This is a genomic window from Flavobacterium sp. UBA6195 (genome assembly GCF_002422095.1).
GTDB lineage: Bacteria > Bacteroidota > Bacteroidia > Flavobacteriales > Flavobacteriaceae > Flavobacterium.
Window position 1 is genome coordinate 1 of record NZ_DITB01000093.1, and the last position, 21,285, is coordinate 21,285.

The following is a 21,285-nucleotide window of genomic DNA, read 5'->3' on the forward strand; positions in this document are numbered from 1 at the left end:
ACCCATTGATAAAGTCCCACTAATTTAAAAGCATCAACATCTTTACTGTTTCTCCATCCTAAATCAAATTCCAAACGATTATTAGAACCAATACCTCTTTGATAAGAAATTTCGCCTCCAAATCCATCATTATCACCTAAACGTAATCCTAACGCATTTTTTGAAATATCCTGCGCTTGGGTGCTAAATGCTAATCCTAGTAGCATAAAAGCAGATAAAATAACTTTTTTCATAATAATAAAAATTTTTACAAATATAGCTAAATTTTTACAAATTTCATGCCGTTTTTGTTTTACAGGCACAAATACACTAATAATATAATTCAATAAAGATATTATGTCTACCAAAATTACAATATTTTATTTTTTATTGTTCTATCACTATCAAGCATGATAAAGAAAATTAAAATATCATTACATTTGTTATTCGAATAAATAATTTATCAATACAAATGGCAGGAAATACTTTTGGAAAATTATTACAACTAACCACTTTTGGAGAATCTCACGGAGAAGCATTAGGGGGAATTTTGGATGGATGTCCTGCAGGAATTACTTTAAATCTTGAGTTTATTAAACAAGAGATGCAAAGAAGAAAACCAGGTCAATCTGCAATTGTTACCCAACGAAAAGAAGAGGATGATGTCCAAATATTATCTGGGATTTTTGAAGGAAAAACTACTGGTACTCCAATAGGATTTCTAATTTCAAACACCAATCAAAAGTCAGATGATTATTCACATATTAAAGACTCGTATCGACCAAGCCACGCGGATTATGTTTACAAACAAAAATATGGGATTCGCGATTATCGTGGTGGAGGACGAAGTTCTGCTAGAGAAACAGTTAGTAGAGTAGTAGGTGGTGCTATTGCAAAGCAAATAATTCCAGAAATCAAAATTAATGCATTTGTTTCTTCTGTTGGTGAAATTTTTATTGACAAACCTTACCAAGATTTAGATTTCACAAAAATTGAAACTAATGTGGTTCGTTGTCCAGATGTAATCACTGCTGAAAAAATGGAAAGTTACATTAAAACTATAAAAAAACAAGGTGATACAGTTGGAGGAACTATTACTTGTGTAATACAAAATGTTCCAATTGGCTTAGGAGAACCTGTTTTTGATAAATTGCATGCCGAATTAGGAAAAGCTATGTTATCAATTAATGCAGTAAAAGGATTTGAATTTGGAAGTGGTTTTTGTGGCGCTAAAATGAAAGGTAGTGAACACAATGATTCTTTTAATCCAGATGGAACTACAAAAAGTAATTTATCAGGAGGAATACAAGGTGGTATTTCAAACGGAATGGATATTTATTTTAGAGTTGCCTTTAAACCTGTGGCAACTTTATTACAAGTCCAAGAAGTATTAACTAATGAAGGTGAAATTATTGAACAAAAAGGAAAAGGGCGCCATGATCCATGTGTCGTTCCAAGAGCAGTTCCTATTGTAGAAGCTATGGCCGCTTTAGTTATTGCAGATTACTATTTACAAAACAAAGTATATTTATAAAAAAAACGACCAAACTACTGGTCGTTTTTTTTCTTTTTATCACTATTCATCATTAACATAACAGCTCCAACTAAACCTAAGATTACTAATAAAAAAACAATGATCATTATAAAAGCTCCATTGCTGTGAGAATAAAGTGGTAATAATAAATTTGCCATAATTATAAAGGTTAGAATTTATACAAAAGTAAACTTAACCATTTATTTATTACCTGATAATTATCATGTAAATCTATTCTAAAAACTTGGCTTTTAATTCAGGTGTAGGAATCATACAGATTTTTTTTTTACCATACCATTTGTAGCGATTTCTTGCTACATAATCGTAAATAAAATCTCGAATTCCTGAAGGTAACAAAGTAAAAATAGTAGCTAAAGTAAAGATTCCACTTAATCCTTTTGCTATTTCTAAAGCGGCAGTAGATTTATAAAAATAAGAGATTCCAGGTTCATACAAAACGATGCTATCCGTGTGAATTGGATTAATTCCAATATGTTTTAATATATTTTGTCCTAATTCTGATTGCAATGCAACAAATCGGAAAATATCTTTTTTATCATGCTTGATTACATATTGAACAGACGAATCGCATAAATTACATACGCCATCAAATAATATGATTTTTTTATCTTTAGGTAAGTCTTCTATATTCATATATCAATGTCAAGTTCAAATTCAATGTCAATTTCAAATAAAAAATTGGAAAAAATATTAAACAGGTTGTACGTATTCCAATTGTTCTAAACTTACTTTTGAAGTAAAAATGCCATAGTTTACAGTAGCTTTCGATTTTTCAATAGCGTCAATTGTACCAATTGCTTTACCATCTTTCATTCGTACTCGGTCTCCGACTTTTAGAATTACTTTTGGTTTATTTTCTTCTTCAATTTTAGCTTTGATTTTCTTTTCTTTTTTAACGGTGCGAATTTCTTCTACCTTAACTTTTACTTCTTCTTCTACTTTTTTCTGAATGACTTCTTTAACTTTCTTTTCTTTAGCTGAAAGTTTTCTACGTTTCGAATTTTCAATTTCCACCATTTTCAAAAACTCACCAATTAACGCTTTTTTGTCTTTGTTATTGAAGTAACTCTCGGAAATATCATCAATTTTTTGTCCAATGTAAATTAAACGCTGATTTGCATCATATAATTCTTGATAGCGCTCTAATTTGTCTTGAATTTTCGCATTGATGGTTTCCATTTTTTTGCTTTCCTCACGCGCTTTTGCTTCTTCTTCTTTTAATGTTAAAGAGGTTTTCTCTAATTTGGAACGCTCTTTTTGAAGGGTTGCAATGGTTTTGTCAAAACGTACTTTTCCACCTTCAATTTTCTTTTTGGCGCGATTAATTAATCCGTAAGGAATACCATTTTTTTGTGCAACTTCAAATGTAAACGAACTTCCTGCCTGACCTAATATCAATTTATACATTGGTTCTAATGATTTCTCATCAAACATCATGTTGGCATTGGTAGCAAAAGGTAATTCGTTAGCTAATATTTTTAAATTGCTGTAATGTGTTGTAATTATTCCGAAAGCCTCGCGAGCATAGAATTCTTCTAAAAAGGTTTCCGCTAAAGCACCTCCCAATTCAGGGTCAGAACCCGTTCCAAATTCATCAATTAAGAATAAGGTTTTAGCGTTACATTTCTTTAAGAAATAGTTCATGTTCTTCAAACGGTAGCTATAGGTACTTAGATGATTTTCAATGGATTGATTGTCTCCAATATCTGTTAAAATTCTGTCGAATAAAAACGTTTCGCTCCGTTCGTGAACTGGAATTAATATCCCACTTTGTAACATCAATTGTAGTAATCCTACGGTTTTCAAAGAAATAGTTTTTCCACCAGCATTAGGACCTGAAATTACAATAATGCGACTTTCGTTATGTAATTCGATGGTTTGCGGATAGGTAACGGCTTTCTTTTCCTTGTTGTTTAAATACAAAATAGGGTGGTAGGCTTCTCGGAAAAACATGCGCTTTTCTTCGATTATATTCGGTAGAATACCGTTGATTTTATTGGCATATTTTGCTTTAGCAGCAATTACATCAACATCACTTAAAAAGTCTTGATAAGCCGCAATCGTTTCGGTAAATGGACGAATTTCATTCGTTAAGCGTTTTAAAATTCTCATGATTTCTTCACGCTCTTCGTATTCTAAATTGTTGAGTTCTCGAGAATAGCGTTGGGCTGCTTCGGGTTCGATGTAAGCAATACTTCCTGTTTTAGAACTTCCTAAAATGGAGCCTTTTACTTTTCTTCGATACATCGCTAAAACCGCTAAAACTCTGCGATTTTCAACTACCGTTTCTTTGATATCATCTAAATAACCAAGCGAATTATACTGACTCAATGCCATACCAAAGCTTTGGTTAATTTTACCTCGAACTAGATTTATATTTCTTCTAATGTCCACTAAATCAGGAGAAGCGTTGTCTTTTATGATTCCGAATTTATCAACTACTTCGTCGATACGTTGGATAATCAATTTTACAATATCAATTTGAGACGCTTTTTGGTATAAATTTGGATAATAATCTTCGAACTTCTTTAAAAATTGAATCAACGTAATCGCAGTTTCTGATAGATTAGCAATCTTTTTGAAACTACCTACTTCTAAGAAACTATCTTCGATAGCTAAGAATTTTAGTTCGTAGTTGATGTTCTCAAATCCGTGATTAGGGATAGCGTTATTGTTCGAAAATGATGACAAATATTCAGAAGTCTGTTTTAAGTTAATGAGCAGTTCTTCTCTATTTGTAAACGGAGTTATGGCCATGGCTTTTTTTTCACCAATATCGGTGTTGCAGCGACTAGCAATGGTTTCTAAAACCGTATTGTATTCTAAATCTTGTAGCGTTTTTTCTGTAATCGAAATCATTTTTCTTTTTCTGGTAGGTCAAAGTTACAAAGTAATAAATCCATATTGCAACAGAAATTTATATTTTTGGTAAAAATTATAAAATGTTTATCAAAAATCAGAGTTGGGAAACCTTGTTAGCGTCTGAATTTCAGAAGCCGTATTTTGTAGAATTGATGCAACAAGTGGAGCAAGAATATGCCACAACGACTTGTTTTCCGCCAAAAGAACTCATTTTTTCAGCTTTTGAGCAATTTGATTTTCAAGATACCAAAGTGGTCATTATTGGACAAGATCCTTATCATGGAACAGGTGAGGCGAATGGTTTGTGTTTTTCGGTAAATGATGGTGTGGCAATTCCACCTTCGTTGAAAAATATTTTTACAGAAATTAATAGGGAATACGATAGAATTCTTTTCCCAACATCAGGAAATTTAGAGCGTTGGGCCAAGCAAGGCGTTTTGTTGTTAAATGCGGGTTTAACAGTAAGAAAAGACGAAGCTAACAGCCACAAACATTTGAAGTGGAATCTTTTTACGGATGCCGTGATTGATTTAATAAACGAACAATCGGAAAACGTGGTGTTTTTGTTATGGGGTAGTTTTGCTCAGAAAAAAGGAAAGCTCATTGACAGAGAAAAACATTTGGTTTTAGAAAGCGGACATCCATCACCTTTAAGTGCCAATAGAGGCATGTGGTTTGGAAACAATCATTTTAAATTGACGAATGAGTATTTGAAAGTAAATGCTAAATGTGAGATTGAATGGTAAAAATCTCTTATTTAATAGCTATCATCGAAATTTCTATATTGACATTTTTTGGTAAACAAGCTACTTGAACGGTTTCCCTTGCAGGAGCAGTATCTTCACTAAAATAGCTTCCATAAACGGAATTAATTCTTGCAAAATCGCCCATATTTATAATAAATATGGAAGTTTTTACAACATTTTCAAAAGTCATATCTGCAGCAACTAAAACTGCTTTCATATTTTCCATTACTTGTTTGGTCTCGGTTTCGATATCATCTAAAACCAATTCCATTGTTTCAGGATTTAAAGCAATTTGTCCAGACGTATATAAAGTATTTCCAACTAGTATGGCTTGATTATAAGGTCCAATTGGCAATGGTGCTTTATCTGTTTGAATAATTTTTTTCATATAAATAGATTAATTTTAAAATACTCTATCTGGTAATTGTCGTTTTTCATATTTAATATCGCTAAATATTGAGGAAGAAATACCAATAAAAAATCCCCAAGTATTTGTTCCAAAAGGAACCCAATTGAAACTCATTCTCCAACTTTCTAAATCTCGCTCAAATCGTAATTGAGTAAATGTTACTCCTTTTTGTTTAAAATCATATCCTGACGAAAATCCTACTTTCCATCTTGGTGCTAATTCAATATTACCAGAAGCCATTAAAGAATGCGATTGGATTTCATTTTGTCTGTTTGTGTTGTTGTATGTTACAGAATATGCAAATCGTAAATCCCATGGAATTTTGTAACTAAACCATTCTAATTTCTTTTCACTTTCATCTTCTTTATCTTTATCAAATAAACTTTGTCTAGAATCACTTAAATCAACAGATCTTCCGAATAAATCATCATTTGTTCCACCATTTTGAATATTTTGTTGGCTTTCTTTACTTTTAGGACCAAAATCACTACTTGAAAAATTATAGTTTATTGTCATATTTGCTCGCGGAATTCTCAATAAGCTTCCACCATTATCAATATTCAATTTATCAATTCTTCTTCCAGAGTTATCAATAGCAAAAGCATCTAAGATAGCTGCAAAATTCACATTCATTTTTTGCTTAAACAATTGTGTACTTCCTGATAATGAAATTTCAGACCATTTTAATGAATCAGCAGCTATGTCATAACGAACTCCTAAATTAAGATTATTTAAAAGCATAACTTTTTTAGTTTCTTCTTTAGAACTTTTGTCATCTCTAACTTTTGCCTCAAAAGTATTGCTTAAAGAAAAATTCATACTATTAGAAAAATTATTAGCAGGAGCACCAAAAATACCTCCTTCAAATTTTGTATAATCACCAAAGTTTACACCAGTAGCATCTAATGCATATTTTTCAAAATATTGATTAAAATTTGGGGTATAACCATATCCAATATTTGGACGCATTACATGTCTAATCGCTTGTATTTTTTTATCTTCTCCAAAATTAAATGTTCCATAAATTGTTGTTCCAATTCCAGCATTAAAATTATAGGTTCTAAAAGCTTCAAAACCATTCACATTTGTTGTTTCAACTTTATTATCAGTTGAATTAAATCTTTTTCTTATTGTATTCATTACCCAAGTTTCATTATAAGTTGTACTTGCGGTTACACTGAAATACTTAAAAATTTTGAAATTAGTACTTATGGGAATTGTATGTTGAAAACCTGACTTAGCATCTTTAAACATTTGAGAAGTAAAAAATAACGAGTCATTTGTTTGAATTCTATTTTCTCCCCTTAAATTATATTGAAAATTTATGTTTTTTATGATCCCTTTTTTAATTCCGTCTTTTGAAGCAAAAGGAAATACACGATCAACACTAGCTTGAAAAGTAGGTAAAGTCATGTTTATCACTTTTGTATTTGTATTTTGCGAATGTGTTGCAGAAACAGATAAGTTAACCTGAGGAATAGAATTAAATGTTTTTGAAAATGAAACAGATGAACTTAAATTATTATTCAATCTAGACCCAACATTATTCATATTTACAGACTGTCTAAAATACTGACTACTTCCCAAATTTACAGAAGCAGAGAATCTAGAATTAGGGGAAGCTTTTGCATCTTGTGCGTGTGACCATTGAATGTTATATTGTTTTGATTTTAGATAATCAGGAAATCCTTTTTCACTTGTAATATTATTTTCAAATCTAAAGTTTAATCTTCCATTGAAATTATAGCGTTTTACATAATTACTTTCTAATCTTAATCCGTAACTTCCATTAGTGTAGTAATCTCCTAAAACAGCTAAATCATAATGATCACTTAAGGCAAAATAATAACCCCCATTCTGAAGAAAATAGCCCTGTCTATTATTTTGACCTGGTGTTGGCATTATAAAACCAGATGTATTTTTTTCTGACATAGGGAAATAAGCAAAAGGAAGACCAATAGGAGTAGGAACATCCATAATAACCATATTTGTTAAACCTGCAACAACTTTTTTCTTAGGAACAAATTTAACTTTTCTAACAAGGAAGTAATATTCTGGTTCATCTATGTTTTTTGAAGTTGTCATACGTGCATTCTTCATAAAATAGACAGAATCATTTTCTTTCTTAGAAATTTCAGCTTTAATATAAAGTTCATCTTGTTTCGTTCTTGAATTCCATACCTTGGCTCTTTTAGATTTGGTATGAAATATTATAGAGTCAGGTTCAATTATGCTTTGTCCTTGTTTAAATACGGGTCTTTGATAATAATTTCCAGCGGAGTCTTTTAATCTACCTGCATAGACTAAATTTTTCTCATAATCCAAAACAATTCTACCGGCTTTCAATTCAAAATCAGTGTAGTATATTTCAGCTTCATCATGAAGTGTTACCGTTTTTTTCTTTTGATCTAGTTTTTCGTATACCTTTGCTTTCATATTAACCACACCATCTAAGAAGGGCTTTTTCTTTTTTATGGTGTCGATTTTAGTTGAATCTTTAACTTTTTCAAACTCAGATTTAGTTAAAGTAACTGTATTTGTCGTAGGATTTTTTTGCGAAAAAACAAAAGTTGTTCCTAATGTTAGAAAAATTACTGAAAAAACGATATGAATTAACTTGTTGTGCAATGCTTTTAATAGTATTTTTGTAAAAATTTGGCTCACTTTTTGAAGTGTCAAACTTACATATATTTTTTTGCAAAAATAATGTTTTAATAAAATTATAACTTATAAACCTAGCAATTGTTTTATGCCATTAACAAAAAATACAAATTATTTATTTTTATTGCTCTTATTCTTAACGTTTAATACTGGATTTGCTCAAAATAGCAGTAAATTTAAAGTAGTTTTAGATGCCGGTCATGGAGGAAAAGATCCTGGAGCAGTAAAAAACGGTGTTAAAGAAAAAGATGTTGTTTTAGATGTTGTGCTAAAAATTGGTAAAATCTTAGAAAAGAATAATGAGATTGAAGTAGTATATACAAGAAAAACTGATGTTTTTGTTGAATTAAGAGAAAGAGCAAATATAGCAAATAAAGCTAAAGCTAATTTGTTCATTTCGGTTCATTGTAACTCTGTTAAATCTGGAAACCCAATTGGTGCCATGACATTGGTAATGGGGATGTCAAGAACAGGGACTAATTTAGAAATTGCAAAAACAGAAAATGCTGTAATTTTTCAAGAAACGGACTATAAAACAAAATATAAAGGGTTTGACCCCAATAATCCGGAAACGTTAATTGGTTTAAAAATAATTCAAGAAGAATCTTTATTACAAAGCATAGAATTAGCAACTTTGATTCAAAATCAATTTCGTGATGAATTAAATAGAAAGGACAAAGGTGTTCATCAACAACCTCTTTGGGTTTTGGATGCAACAGTTATGCCAGGTGTTTTGATTGAATTAGGTTTTGTTTCACATCCTGACGAAGCTAGGTATTTAGATTCAGATAAAGGAAAGGAAGAAATGTCGAAATCAATTACCAATGCAATTTTAAAATACAAAAGTAATTTTTTTAATGGTAATGATGTTATTGAACCAGAATCTATAATTTCAAATAGAACTGTAAATAATCCTAAAATTACAACTGATAAAGTTCAAGAAAACTCAAAATTAAATAAAACTTTTTATAAGGTTCAAATTTCGGCAAGTCCTAATAAAATAGATACAAAACCCTCTAATTTTAAAGGTTTGAAAGGAATAACTGTTCAAAAAGAAAGAAAAATTTACAAATATTTTTACGGTGAAGAAAATGATTACAATGCATGCAAAATGAAATTAGAAGAAGCTAAGAAAAAAGGATATGCATCTGCTTTTATTGTAACTGTAACAAATTAATAATTCATTTCATATGTTTAAAGGATTTTTTTTTACTCTTGCACTATTCAATGTTTTTACGATTTATAGTCAAAGTCAAAAATTCAAAGTAATTCTTGATGCTGGTCATGGAGGTAAAGATTATGGTGCAGTATACCATGGAAATATCGAGAAAAATATTGCTTTAAAAACAGTTTTACAAGTAGGTTCATTATTAGAAAAAGATTCTGAAATTGAAATTATTTACACTAGAAAAACGGACGTTTTTATTGAATTACAACAGCGTGCAAATATTGCAAATAAAGCGAAAGGAAATATTTTTGTTTCTATACATTGTAATGCTAATAAAAACCTTGCTGCATCTGGAAATGAAACCTTTGTTATGGGAATAACAAGAAATACCTCTAATTTAGAAGTAGCAAAAAACGAAAATGAAGTAGTTACTTTAGAAAAGGATTACAAAATTAAATATGATGGTTTTGATCCAAATTCACCAGAATCAGTAATCGGTATTTCAATTCTTCAAGAAGAACATTTAGATCAAAGCATTGAATTAGCAGGAAGGGTTCAAGAGTTCTTCATGAAAAAAACTCAAAATAAAAACAGAGGAGTTAAACAAGCTGGATTCTTAGTTTTAAGACAAATATCAATGCCAAGAGTACTAATTGAAATGGGCTTTGTATCTAATAAAGAAGAAGGAGAATTCTTGAATTCAATTGAAGGACAAGAGCAGTTGGCCGAAGCTATAGCAGGAGCCATTATGGATTATAAAAAAGAATTTTTTAATCCTTCAAATAATGACAATGTAAAATCAAATATACCAGAAGATAACAAAGAAGAAATAGAAATTATCAAAAAAGAGATTCCAAAAAAAACTGTGGAAAAAATTTCAGAAAAAGGAATAATTTTTAAAATTCAAATAGCAGCTAGTGTTAATGAACTAGATACTTTTCCATCAAATTTCAAGGGTTTAACTCCAATTTCAGTAGAATCAACAGGCAGTTTATTTAAATACTTTTATGGTTCAGAAAAAAGTTATGATACTGCCAAACAGAAACTAGAAATTGCAAAACAAAAAGGTTACTCAACAGCTTTTATTGTTGCTTATAAAGATGGAATAAAAATAAGCCTTTCCGATGCAATTAAATAAAATAAAAGTTTAATTTTGTTAAAAATTATTAAGCTTTGAAACTAACAAGAGAAATCAAAACCGCCATCCTCGTTATCGTATCGATATTATTGTTTATTTGGGGATATAATTTTTTAAAAGGAAAAGACCTATTTAGTAGTAGTACTAGAATTTATGTTGTCTATGATAATGTAGCTGGGCTTGTAGATTCTGCACCAGTAACATTAAATGGATTGGCAATTGGGAAAGTTAATTCAATTAATATTCAATCAGATGGTAAGTTATTGGTTGAAATGCAAATCACTACTGATTTTCCCATATCAAAATCTAGTATTGCCGAAATCTACGATTCTGGTCTAGTAGGAGGAAGGCAAATTGCTATTAAGCCCAATTTCCAAGATAAAAATTACATCAAATCTGGTGACTATTTAAAAGCTAGTAGTAAACTAGGTATTACTGATGCCTTGGCACAACAATTAGAACCACTTCAATACAAAGTGCAAAAACTTTTGGATAACGCGGATGCCATGATATCTAATATTAATGACGTTTTGGATGCTAGTACAAAGAAAAATATTAAGAACAGTATAGCTGAATTGAATAAAACACTTTCTGAATTCAGTGTAGTATCTAAAAATGTAAATGAAATGCTTGCTGAGAACAAATTGAAAATCAATTCAGCAATGACTAATTTAGATAAAACGTCTGCTAATTTTTCTAAAATGTCTGATTCACTTGCAAAAGCTAACTTAGGTCAAACAGTTAAAAATTTAGAAAAAACATTAGCAAGTGTAGACAAAATTATGTCTGAAATAGAAAAAGGTAACGGAACCGTTGGTAAATTAGTGAAAGACGATGCTATGTACAATAATTTTACTAAGACTTCGAAAGAATTAGAGTTATTGCTTCAAGATCTTCGCTTAAATCCAACACGTTACGTTAATGTTTCTCTTTTTGGTAAGAAAAATAAACCTTATGTAGCGCCTGTTAATGACACAATTAAAAAATAAATTATAAACAATGGGTTTTCTAGATAATATTTTATTCGCATTGCTTTTAGGAGCGGGTATTGGTTATTTTGCAATTAATGTAAAAAAACTAATTCGTAATATCAAATTAGGTCAAGATGTAAATCGAAGTGATAATGCTTCTGAACGTTGGAAGAATATGACTATGGTTGCTTTAGGTCAATCTAAAATGGTAAAGCGTCCAATTGCAGGATTTTTACATATTGTGGTTTATGTAGGTTTCGTAATTATTAATATCGAAGTTATCGAAATTATTATCGACGGACTTTTTGGAACACACCGTGTTTTATCGTTCATGGGCGGATTTTATGATGTATTAATTGGCTCATTTGAAATTTTAGCATTTTTAGTTTTAGTTGCAGTAATCATATTTTGGATTAGAAGAAACGTAACCAAATTAGGTCGTTTTGAAAGTTCAGATTTAGATGGTAAACCAAGAAACGATGCCAATTACATTTTGTATTTTGAAGTTGTTTTAATGACATTATTCTTAGTAATGAATGCAGCTGATTTCCATTTGCAAAATTTAGGAATAGGTCATTATAATCAAGCAGGAAGTTTTCCAATTTCTCAATTCATTGCACCAATGTTCAACGGAATGAGTGAAGGATTAGTAGTAGTTATTGAAAGAGCCGCTTGGTGGTTACACATTGCCGGAATTTTAGTTTTCTTAAACTATTTATATTTCTCTAAACATTTACATATTTTATTAGCTTTCCCAAATACGTACTTTGCAGATTTAAATGCGAAAGGGAAATTAAATAATTTAGAAAGTGTTACTAACGAAGTAAAATTAATGATGGATCCAAATGCAGATCCGTTTGCAGCGCCAGCAAATCCTGATGCTGTGCCAGCTAAGTTTGGCGCTTCAGATGTTCAAGATTTAAATTGGGTGCAGTTATTAAACGCTTACAGTTGTACCGAGTGTGGCCGTTGTACTTCATCTTGTCCAGCGAACCAAACAGGTAAAAAATTATCGCCGCGTAAGATTATGATGGATACTCGTGATCGTCTAGAGGAAGTTGGAAGAAATATTGATTTGAATAAAGGAGTTTTTGTGGATGATGGAAAATCATTATTAAACGATTACATTACTACAGAAGAATTATGGGCTTGTACAACTTGTAATGCTTGTGTGGAAGAATGTCCAATTAATATTAGTCCGTTATCAATTATTATCGATATGCGTCGTTATTTGGTAATGGAACAAAGTGCTGCTCCAATGGAATTAAACAATATGATGAGTAATATTGAAAACAATGGTGCGCCTTGGCCTTATAATCAAATGGATAGATTAAATTGGGTTAACGAATAATTTTACATTAACTATCTTAAATAGTATATAATATGTCAGAAAATTTAATTGTACCAACAATGGCCCAAATGATGGCCGAAGGAAAACAACCTGAAATTTTATTTTGGGTAGGTTCTGCTGGTAGTTTCGATGACAGAGCAAAAAAAATATCTAGAGCTTTCGTTAAAATATTAAATAAAGCAAATGTTAACTTTGCTGTTTTAGGAAGTGAAGAAAGTTGTACAGGTGATGTCGCAAAAAGAGCTGGAAATGAGTTTTTATTTCAAATGCAAGCTTTAATGAATATTGAATTGCTTAATGCATATGAAGTTAAAAAAATCGTAACCTGCGATCCGCATTCATTTAATTGTTTAAAAAATGAATATCCAAGTTTGGGGGGGAATTATGAAGTTGTTCACCATACTCAGTTTATTCAGCAACTTTTAAAAGATGGTCGCATAAGCTTCAATAAAGACACATATAAAGGAAGCCGTATTACATTTCATGACCCCTGTTATTTAGGCAGAGCTAATAATGAATATCAAGCTCCTAGAGAGATATTATCACAAACCAATGCTCAAATTGTTGAGATGAAACGAAGTAAAAATAATGCTTTGTGTTGTGGAGCTGGTGGTGCCCAAATGTTTAAAGAACCTGAAAAAGGAAATATGGAAATTAATGTTTTAAGAACACAAGATGCTCTTGAGACTACTCCAAATATTATAGCTACGGGTTGTCCGTATTGTAACACAATGATGACTGATGGTGTAAAATTTGCACACAAAGAAAATGATATTAAAGTGTTAGATATTGCTGAAATAATTGCTAACGCTCAAGGTTAATAAAATGAAAAAAAAAATATGCATCATTGTTTTACTATTTGTAAGTTTTTCATATTCTCAAAATCTTACGAAAGAAGAACTTATCGATAAACTATCTGATAATGCTTGCGAATGCACAAATAAACAAGAAATTACAAAAGATAATTTCGAGTTAACTCTTGGAATATGTTTATTGGAAGGAATTAATATTTTTGAGAAAGATGTAGAAAAACACTATGGTATAGATATCGTTTCAGACGATAAAAAAATGGAAGAATTAGGATATGACATTGGAAAAAAAATGGGTTTAAAATGTCCTACAGTATTCAAATTTATGTTAGACGATGAAGAAAATAACACTGATGCAGATTTTAATGAATTAACAATATCAGGTAGTGTTGTTGAAATAAAATCAGATCAATTTCTATCCTTAAAAGTAAAAGAAGACTCAGGAAAAATCAATCAATTTATTTTATTAGGTAATTTTGATAATTCTTTCTTACTAACAGATAAAGTTTTAAAAGTTAAAGATCTTGTTGACGTTACTTATTATGAAATGGAACTTTTTGATGCCAAAATAGCAAAGTTTATTTCGTTTAAAATTATTTCTGATATAATAAAAAAATAATCATGTACGTACCATTTGATACCTTACCAGAAGAATCTAAAATTTGGATATATCAATCGAATAGAAAATTCTCTGATGAAGAAATTCAAGAAATTGAAACAGAACTAAAATTCTTTTTGGAGAATTGGACATCACATGGGCAGCATCTTGAAGCTTCTTTCGTAACTCGATACAATCGTTTTATTATTATTGCGGTAAACCAAGAAGTACAAACTGCTACAGGTTGTTCAATTGATGCTTCAGTACAATTTATACAAAATTTAGAACAAAAATATAATGTAGATTTGTTAGATAAAATGAACGTTACCTTTAAAGTTGGCGATCATGTAGCATTTAAACCGCTTATCGAATTTAAAAAGATGGCTAAGGAAAAAGCAGTGTCAGAAAATACTATCGTATTTAATAATTTATTGAACACACTTGGCGAATTACAAGATTTTTGGGAAGTTCCTGCTAGTGAAAGTTGGCATAATCGTTTTTTTTAGCAATGGATACCGAGATTTTTTTACTCAATATTTCAGGTCAAGACGAACCCGGATTAACATCTTCACTAACTGCTGTTTTATCTGAATATGATGCAAAAATTTTGGATATAGGTCAAGCTAATATTCACAATACTTTATCCTTAGGTATTCTTTTTCAAATCAAATCTGGAAAAAAATCTGCTGCTGTATTAAAGGATTTATTGTTCAAATCATACGAATTAGGAATTAAAGCAAAGTTTACACCAATTACTCTTGATGATTATGAGAATTGGGTAAGTTTACAAGGTAAAGATCGTTATATTGTAACTCTTTTAGGAGATAAATTAACTGCTAAGCACATTTCAGAGGTAACCAAGGTTATATCTGAAAAAAATTTGAATATCGATGCTATAAAAAGACTAACTGGTAGAGCATCTTTAATAAAAGAGGAAGATTACCCAAGAGCTTGTATTCAGTTATCAATTCGTGGTGTAATACATAATAAATCGGAATTCACGTCACGATTTATGCAAATTTCGAGTGACTTAAATTTAGATATTGCCTTTCAAGAAGACAATATTTTTAGAAGAAACAGACGTTTAGTTTGCTTTGATATGGATTCCACTCTAATCCAAACTGAAGTAATTGATGAATTAGCAGAACTCGCGGGTGTTGGAGAACAAGTAAAAGCCATTACGGAATCAGCCATGCAAGGCGAAATTGATTTTCAAGAAAGCTTCAAGCAAAGAATGCTTCTTTTAAAAGGTTTAAGTGAAGAAGTTCTAGAAGAAGTTGCTATTAATTTACCCATCACAAAAGGTACAAGAAGATTAATTGGTACATTAAAATCATACGGTTTCAAAACGGCAATTTTATCAGGTGGATTTACCTATTTTGGAAAATATCTACAAAAAGAATTAGGAATCGATTACGTTTATGCCAATGAATTAGAAATCAAAGATGGAGTGCTAACCGGTGGATATATTGGTGAAATTGTAGACGGAAATAAAAAAGCAGAATATTTAAAAGAAATCGCACAAAAAGAAGGAATTCACATCAATCAAACAATCGCTGTTGGTGATGGTGCTAACGATTTACCCATGCTAAATTTAGCTGGTTTAGGAATTGCTTTTCATGCAAAACCCAAAGTAAAAGACAACGCACAAAGTTCTATTTCAAGCATTGGTTTAGATGGAGTTTTATATTTATTAGGTTATCACGATCGTCATATTGATTTAATGGATTAGTCTATTCATATCTTCGTAAAAAAAAATAGAATCCCTAGTTAACAACTTTCTTCATAAAATAAACCTAAAACGCTTTATTTTAAAGCTAAGATGTAGTATTTTGGCATGAATTTAGATCTAAGTTAAAAAATCAAACTATTATTTATGCAAAGAGTGCTCACCCTACTGTTTTCGGTAGTTTTCACACATATATTATTTTCCCAAAATACAACTAAACCTATTTTAACGGCTAAAAAAGTGGTTTCCCAACAAGTTTGGGTCGACAGTATTTACAACCAATTTTCGTTTGAAGAAAAAGTGGGGCAGTTGTTTATGGTTGCCGCTTATTCAAATAAAGATGAAGCACACAATAAATCCATCGATAATTTAGTTGAGGAATATAAAATTGGAGGTCTGATTTTCTTTCAAGGCGGACCAGTGCGTCAAGCTAAGTTGACAAATCGTTATCAAGCAAAATCAAAAGTGCCATTGTTCATCGGAATTGATGCCGAATGGGGTTTAAGCATGCGATTGGATTCTACCTATCGTTATCCTTGGAACATGACGCTTGGAGCAGTTCAAGACATGAAATTGATTGAAAAAGCGGGAAATCAAATGGCAAAACAATCAAAACGAATGGGAATTCATTTCAATTTTGCTCCAGTTGTTGATATTAATACAAATCCTAAAAATCCAATTATTGGCAATCGTTCGTTTGGAGAAACTAAAGAAAACGTTACCGCTAGAGCCATTGCCTTAATGAAAGGTTTACAAGATGAAGGAGTTTATGCAACAGCGAAACATTTTCCTGGTCATGGTGATACATCAACTGATTCACATCATACATTACCGATAGTAAATTTCGATAGAAATCGTTTGAACGATGTAGAACTTTTTCCATATAAAGAATTGATTAAAAATGGCTTAACTAGTGTTATGGTGGCGCATTTGAATGTGCCAAGTTTAGAACCGAGAGAAAATTATCCAACATCCATTTCGTATCCGGTTGTTACAGATATCTTAAAAAAAGAATTGCAATTTGAAGGTTTAATTTTTACCGATGCCTTGAATATGAAAGGCGCAAGTAATTTTAAAAAACCTGGTGATATTGATTTAGAAGCATTTTTAGCAGGAAATGACGTATTGTTATTTGCGGAAAATGTTCCGGTTGCGATTAAAAAATTCAAAGAAGCTTTCGATGCTGGAATTATTACAGAAGATCGTTTGATGTATTCGGTAAAAAAGATTTTAGCGTATAAATACAAAGCGAACTTGAACAACTATCAACCAATCGTTTTAGATAATTTGTATCAAGATTTGAATGCAGTTGAATATGACGCTTTGAATTATAAATTATACGAAAACGCAGTAACAGTAATCAAAAATCATGATAAATTAGTTCCTATTCGCGATATTGAAAAAGAGAAAATTGCCTACATTAAATTAGGAAACGATAAATCAGATACATTTTTAGCTAATTTGAGAAATTACGCTTCAATTAGTGAAATTACAAACAAAAATTTAGATTCTGTTTTAGTACAATTGCAAGATTATACGAAAGTAATTATTGGGTATCATAAGCAAGATGGTGCCTGGAGAAATCACAATTTAAATTTCAAAGAAATGCTTTGGATAAACCAAATTGCAAAGCAAAACGATGTAATTTTAACTTGTTTTACGAAGCCATATTCGCTTACGAATTTGAAAAACTTCGAAGATATTGAAACTATAGTTATGGCATATCAAAACAATGATATTGCACAAACGATTGCCCCTCAAATTATTTTTGGAGCCATGGGAGCAAAAGGAAAATTGCCTGTTTCAATTGATGACGAATTCAAAGTAAATGAAGGAATTGAAACATTAGAAATAGAACGTTTAGGGTTTACAATTCCAGAAAACGTGGGTATGAATTCTAAAGTTTTAACTAAAATTGATTCCATTGCCAATTACGCTATATCTAAGAAAATGACACCTGGTCTTCAAGTAGTTGTTGCTCGAAAAGGAAAAGTTATTTACCAAAAATCATTCGGAAATCATACCTATGAGTCAAGCCAAAAAGTGACTAATACTGATATTTATGATATTGCTTCTTTGACAAAAATTGTGGCTACTTTACCTAATGTAATGAGAGAATTTGATCAAGGACATCTAACTTTAGAAACAAAGCTAAAAGCCATGTTGCCTGAAGCAAAAAATTCAAATAAAGCTAATGCAACGGTTTTAGATATGCTTACACATCAAGCACGTTTTCAACCTTGGATTCCTTTTTATAAAGCTACTTTAGACAGTTTAAACCGACCTAGTACACATTATTATAGAAGTGAATTTTCTGAAGAATTTCCTATTCATGTTGCCGATAAATTATACTTAAGAAAAGACTACAATGATTCGATTGTTAAAACTATTTTGGACAGCGAATTATTACCAAAAAAACAATACAAATACAGCGATTTTACATTTATTCTATTTAAAGAATATTTGGAAATGCACAATAAAAAATCGCTTGAAGATTTAGCGCATACTAATTTTTATGAACCACTTGGAGCCAATTCTATCATGTATAATCCGTTACGAAAAGTGAATTCTAATTTGATTATTCCAACGGAAAATGATACGTATTTTAGACATCAAGTAATTCAAGGATATGTTCATGATATGGCTGCTGCTATGCAAGGTGGAATTTCAGGTCATGCGGGTTTGTTTGCCAATGCTTTGGATGTAGCTAAAGTGATGCAAATGTATCTTCAAAAAGGAACTTATGGTGGAAGAACTTATATTTCTGAAAACACATTTAACATGTTCAATACCTGTTATTTTTGTAAGGAGGGCAATAGAAGAGGAGTTGGGTTTGATAAACCACAATTAGGAAATGAAGGACCAACATGTGGTTGTGTTTCATTAACAAGTTTCGGGCATACCGGATTTACAGGTACCATGACTTGGGCTGATCCTGAAAAAGAAATTGTTTATGTTTTCTTATCTAACAGAACATATCCAGATTCAAATGCAACTAATAAATTATCTAAAGAAAATATTAGAGAAAATATTCAAAAATTAATTTACGAAGCTATTGTTGATTAATTATTGTAAATTTAATTTATAAAATTCAACCAATTAAAGATGACATCAAAAGCAACTACAGTAGAACAATATATCAACGAAGCTCCAGAAGACAGAAGAGAAGCGTTACATAAATTAAGAAATGTTATTTTAGAGAATCTTCCAGAAGGATTTCAAGAAGGCATGGGGTATGGTATGGCGGGTTATGTTGTGCCACATTCTATTTATCCTCAAGGATATCATTGTGATCCTAAACAAGCATTACCATTTATGTCATTTGCAAGTCAGAAAAATAGCATCAATTTTTATCATATGGGAATTTATGCAAAACCTGAATTATACGATTGGTTTGTAACCGAATATCCAAAACATTCAAAGCAAAAATTAGATATTGGCAAAAGCTGTTTGCGCATCAAAAAGCCAGAAAATATACCGTTTGAATTGATTGGTGAATTAGTAAAAAAAATCACAGTACAAGATTGGATAGCTACTTACGAAGCGGCTTTTAAAAAATAACTTTTAACAAATGTTTTAGAATTGCCAACGTTAGATGTGGTAATTTTATTTCAAAATTTAAATAGATGAAAATTGCGATAGTTTGTTATCCTACATTTGGAGGAAGTGGTGTTGTGGCCACCGAATTGGGTTTGGAATTAGCCAAAAGAGGTCACGACATTCATTTTATTACATACAGTCAACCCGTGCGGTTGGCATTGTTAAATCCGAATGTGCATTATCATGAAGTTCACGTTCCCGAGTATCCGTTGTTCCACTATCAGCCATATGAATTAGCACTTTCGAGTAAGTTAGTGGATATGGTAAAATTATACAAAATTGATGTTTTACATGTACATTATGCCATTCCACATGCGTATGCAGGTTATATGGCAAAGCAGATGTTAGCAGATGAAGGTATTCATATTCCAATGGTAACAACATTGCACGGAACCGATATTACTTTAGTTGGGAATCATCCATTTTACAAGCCTGCAGTAAGTTTCAGTATCAATAAATCGGATGTGGTAACGAGCGTTTCACAAAGCTTAAAAGACGATACATATCGCTTATTTGATATTACAAATGAAATCCAAGTTATTCCAAATTTCATTGAATTAAACAAAGAAAAACTAAAAGAAAATATTCCATGCCATCGTTCGTTAATGGCTAATGAGGACGAGAAAATCATAACTCATATTTCTAATTTTAGAAAAGTAAAGCGTATCGAAGATATAGTTAGAATTTTTTATGAAATTCAGAAAGAAGTGCCATCAAAATTAATGATGGTAGGTGAAGGTCCAGAAAAAGAAAGAGCAGAGCAATTATGTGAACAATTAGGAATTCAAAACAAAGTGATTTTCTTTGGAAATAGTAATGAAATTGATAAAATTTTATGTTTTTCCGATTTGTTCTTATTACCTTCAGAAACAGAAAGTTTCGGATTAGCCGCTTTAGAAGCAATGGCTTGCGGTGTTCCTGTAATTTCGAGTAATTCTGGTGGACTTCCCGAAGTAAATAAAAATGACTTTTCTGGTTATTTGAGTGATGTTGGCGATGTTGCTAAAATGAGTAGTGATGCTATTTCTTTGTTAAAAAATGAGGATAAATTAGCCCAATTTAAAGTGAATGCTTTAGAAACAGCCAAGCTATTTGATATCCATAATATTGTACCCTTATACGAAAAAGTATATTTTAAAGCTTTAAATTCTAAATAATGATCAAAATTCTTCCCATTTTATTCTTGATAATGTCATGCAGTAATACTAAAGTTATTTCGGATAATTCATTCACTATAATACATAAAAGTGATTTTGGTGGTTCAGAAAAACCAGGGCATCTTTTAATTCAAGATAATGAGACTTACATAAATTTTATAGAATCTTTAAAATTAGACGAATCTCAATATGCTAATTTTTTAAAAGTAGATTTTAAAACGAAAAATGTTTTGGTATTATTTCAGGGGCAAAAAAACTCAGGAGGCTATTCAATTGATATAGATTCAGTTAGAAATGACAATCAAACCATTTTGGTAAAGAAAAATGAAATAGTTCCAAAAAAAGGCGAAATAGTTACAGCTGTAATTACCTCGCCTTTTTGTATCGTTTTGATTCCAAAAGGAAATAAATTAATAATTGAATAATTAAATATTAATTAAAAGGATTAGACCATTTTTGATTTGTATAACCATCAGTTCCAGATAATGCTCTTAAGAAAGCATTAACTGCATTACCTTCTGTTGCAGTAAGATTTAATTGTTGTCCTAAACC

18 protein-coding genes and 1 pseudogene are annotated in these 21,285 nt (G+C 30.9%); 14 read left to right on the forward strand and 5 right to left on the reverse strand.

Translation table 11 applies throughout. The features are described from left to right. Positions 1-233, reverse strand: a pseudogene (locus tag B4I81_RS08390) (hypothetical protein); the annotation flags it as partial. A 218-nt stretch (positions 234-451) separates the two neighbouring features. On the opposite strand from B4I81_RS08390, the gene aroC reads away from it, so the two are divergent. Next, positions 452-1,513, forward strand: coding sequence for a chorismate synthase (gene aroC, locus B4I81_RS08395; RefSeq protein WP_291109597.1), 1,062 nt, complete (start codon positions 452-454; stop codon positions 1,511-1,513). Between the two features lie 231 nt (positions 1,514-1,744). Here the strand turns inward: aroC and B4I81_RS08400 are convergent, their stop codons facing one another. Both B4I81_RS08400 and B4I81_RS08405 read right to left on the reverse strand, forming a co-directional pair. Further along, positions 1,745-2,167: a thiol-disulfide oxidoreductase DCC family protein gene (locus B4I81_RS08400; protein WP_291109599.1), complete on the reverse strand. Its 423-nt coding sequence runs from the start codon at positions 2,165-2,167 to the stop codon at positions 1,745-1,747. A gap of 57 nt (positions 2,168-2,224) precedes the next feature. Next, positions 2,225-4,393, reverse strand: a complete 2,169-nt coding sequence (locus B4I81_RS08405) for an endonuclease MutS2 (protein ID WP_291109601.1) — start codon at positions 4,391-4,393, stop codon at positions 2,225-2,227. Between the two features lie 83 nt (positions 4,394-4,476). Between B4I81_RS08405 and ung the strand changes: the two genes are divergently transcribed. Continuing rightward, positions 4,477-5,142: a uracil-DNA glycosylase gene (ung, locus tag B4I81_RS08410; RefSeq protein ID WP_291109603.1), complete on the forward strand. Its 666-nt coding sequence runs from the start codon at positions 4,477-4,479 to the stop codon at positions 5,140-5,142. Positions 5,143-5,149: 7 nt separating this feature from the next. Here the strand turns inward: ung and B4I81_RS08415 are convergent, their stop codons facing one another. Then, the gene (locus B4I81_RS08415) at positions 5,150-5,530 is read right to left on the reverse strand and encodes a RidA family protein (RefSeq protein WP_291109605.1); all 381 of its coding nucleotides are present in this window, start codon (positions 5,528-5,530) and stop codon (positions 5,150-5,152) included. Positions 5,531-5,545: 15 nt separating this feature from the next. After that, the gene (locus B4I81_RS08420; protein ID WP_414655096.1) at positions 5,546-8,215 is read right to left on the reverse strand and encodes a putative LPS assembly protein LptD; all 2,670 of its coding nucleotides are present in this window, start codon (positions 8,213-8,215) and stop codon (positions 5,546-5,548) included. A gap of 85 nt (positions 8,216-8,300) precedes the next feature. Here B4I81_RS08420 and B4I81_RS08425 point away from each other — a divergent pair, with 85 nt between their 5' ends. The 12 genes from B4I81_RS08425 to B4I81_RS08480 all read left to right on the forward strand — a co-directional run bounded on the left by B4I81_RS08425 (position 8,301) and on the right by B4I81_RS08480 (position 21,158). Further along, positions 8,301-9,389 (forward strand): N-acetylmuramoyl-L-alanine amidase family protein, encoded by a 1,089-nt coding sequence (locus B4I81_RS08425; RefSeq protein WP_291109609.1) that lies wholly within the window; start codon positions 8,301-8,303, stop codon positions 9,387-9,389. A gap of 13 nt (positions 9,390-9,402) precedes the next feature. After that, the gene (locus tag B4I81_RS08430; RefSeq protein ID WP_291109611.1) at positions 9,403-10,518 is read left to right on the forward strand and encodes an N-acetylmuramoyl-L-alanine amidase family protein; all 1,116 of its coding nucleotides are present in this window, start codon (positions 9,403-9,405) and stop codon (positions 10,516-10,518) included. Between the two features lie 35 nt (positions 10,519-10,553). Next, positions 10,554-11,507: an MlaD family protein gene (locus B4I81_RS08435; protein WP_291109613.1), complete on the forward strand. Its 954-nt coding sequence runs from the start codon at positions 10,554-10,556 to the stop codon at positions 11,505-11,507. A gap of 10 nt (positions 11,508-11,517) precedes the next feature. After that, entirely contained in the window at positions 11,518-12,840 is a 1,323-nt protein-coding gene (locus tag B4I81_RS08440) for a (Fe-S)-binding protein (protein WP_291109615.1), read from the forward strand. A gap of 32 nt (positions 12,841-12,872) precedes the next feature. Next, positions 12,873-13,661, forward strand: a complete 789-nt coding sequence (locus tag B4I81_RS08445; RefSeq protein WP_291109617.1) for a (Fe-S)-binding protein — start codon at positions 12,873-12,875, stop codon at positions 13,659-13,661. 4 nt (positions 13,662-13,665) lie between these two features. Beyond that, positions 13,666-14,268: a hypothetical protein gene (locus B4I81_RS08450; RefSeq protein ID WP_291109619.1), complete on the forward strand. Its 603-nt coding sequence runs from the start codon at positions 13,666-13,668 to the stop codon at positions 14,266-14,268. Between the two features lie 2 nt (positions 14,269-14,270). Continuing rightward, complete coding sequence (locus B4I81_RS08455; protein WP_291109621.1) at positions 14,271-14,753, forward strand: ABC transporter ATPase; 483 nt, start codon at positions 14,271-14,273, stop codon at positions 14,751-14,753. A gap of 2 nt (positions 14,754-14,755) precedes the next feature. Continuing rightward, entirely contained in the window at positions 14,756-15,979 is a 1,224-nt protein-coding gene (gene serB / locus B4I81_RS08460) for a phosphoserine phosphatase SerB (protein WP_291109623.1), read from the forward strand. 144 nt (positions 15,980-16,123) lie between these two features. Then, positions 16,124-19,042 (forward strand): glycoside hydrolase family 3 N-terminal domain-containing protein, encoded by a 2,919-nt coding sequence (locus tag B4I81_RS08465; protein ID WP_291109625.1) that lies wholly within the window; start codon positions 16,124-16,126, stop codon positions 19,040-19,042. 39 nt (positions 19,043-19,081) lie between these two features. Further along, on the forward strand, positions 19,082-19,537 hold the full coding sequence (locus B4I81_RS08470; protein WP_291109627.1) for a DUF1801 domain-containing protein: 456 nt from the start codon (positions 19,082-19,084) through the stop codon (positions 19,535-19,537). 65 nt (positions 19,538-19,602) lie between these two features. After that, complete coding sequence (gene bshA / locus B4I81_RS08475; protein WP_291109629.1) at positions 19,603-20,733, forward strand: N-acetyl-alpha-D-glucosaminyl L-malate synthase BshA; 1,131 nt, start codon at positions 19,603-19,605, stop codon at positions 20,731-20,733. Continuing rightward, entirely contained in the window at positions 20,733-21,158 is a 426-nt protein-coding gene (locus tag B4I81_RS08480) for a protease complex subunit PrcB family protein (protein ID WP_291109631.1), read from the forward strand. The genes bshA and B4I81_RS08480 overlap by 1 nt, the downstream gene beginning before the upstream one ends. Positions 21,159-21,285 lie beyond the last annotated feature (127 nt).

Excerpts from the sequence above, each read along its gene's own strand:
- aroC (WP_291109597.1), top strand. The coding sequence starts at position 452 with ATGGCAGGAAATACTTTTGGAAAATTATTACAACTAACCACTTTTGGA.
- B4I81_RS08400 (WP_291109599.1), bottom strand. The coding sequence starts at position 2,167 with ATGAATATAGAAGACTTACCTAAAGATAAAAAAATCATATTATTTGAT.
- B4I81_RS08405 (WP_291109601.1), bottom strand. The coding sequence starts at position 4,393 with ATGATTTCGATTACAGAAAAAACGCTACAAGATTTAGAATACAATACG.
- ung (WP_291109603.1), top strand. The coding sequence starts at position 4,477 with ATGTTTATCAAAAATCAGAGTTGGGAAACCTTGTTAGCGTCTGAATTT.
- B4I81_RS08415 (WP_291109605.1), bottom strand. The coding sequence starts at position 5,530 with ATGAAAAAAATTATTCAAACAGATAAAGCACCATTGCCAATTGGACCT.
- B4I81_RS08425 (WP_291109609.1), top strand. The coding sequence starts at position 8,301 with ATGCCATTAACAAAAAATACAAATTATTTATTTTTATTGCTCTTATTC.
- B4I81_RS08430 (WP_291109611.1), top strand. The coding sequence starts at position 9,403 with ATGTTTAAAGGATTTTTTTTTACTCTTGCACTATTCAATGTTTTTACG.
- B4I81_RS08440 (WP_291109615.1), top strand. The coding sequence starts at position 11,518 with ATGGGTTTTCTAGATAATATTTTATTCGCATTGCTTTTAGGAGCGGGT.
- B4I81_RS08445 (WP_291109617.1), top strand. The coding sequence starts at position 12,873 with ATGTCAGAAAATTTAATTGTACCAACAATGGCCCAAATGATGGCCGAA.
- B4I81_RS08450 (WP_291109619.1), top strand. The coding sequence starts at position 13,666 with ATGAAAAAAAAAATATGCATCATTGTTTTACTATTTGTAAGTTTTTCA.
- B4I81_RS08455 (WP_291109621.1), top strand. The coding sequence starts at position 14,271 with ATGTACGTACCATTTGATACCTTACCAGAAGAATCTAAAATTTGGATA.
- serB (WP_291109623.1), top strand. The coding sequence starts at position 14,756 with ATGGATACCGAGATTTTTTTACTCAATATTTCAGGTCAAGACGAACCC.
- B4I81_RS08465 (WP_291109625.1), top strand. The coding sequence starts at position 16,124 with ATGCAAAGAGTGCTCACCCTACTGTTTTCGGTAGTTTTCACACATATA.
- B4I81_RS08470 (WP_291109627.1), top strand. The coding sequence starts at position 19,082 with ATGACATCAAAAGCAACTACAGTAGAACAATATATCAACGAAGCTCCA.
- bshA (WP_291109629.1), top strand. The coding sequence starts at position 19,603 with ATGAAAATTGCGATAGTTTGTTATCCTACATTTGGAGGAAGTGGTGTT.
- B4I81_RS08480 (WP_291109631.1), top strand. The coding sequence starts at position 20,733 with ATGATCAAAATTCTTCCCATTTTATTCTTGATAATGTCATGCAGTAAT.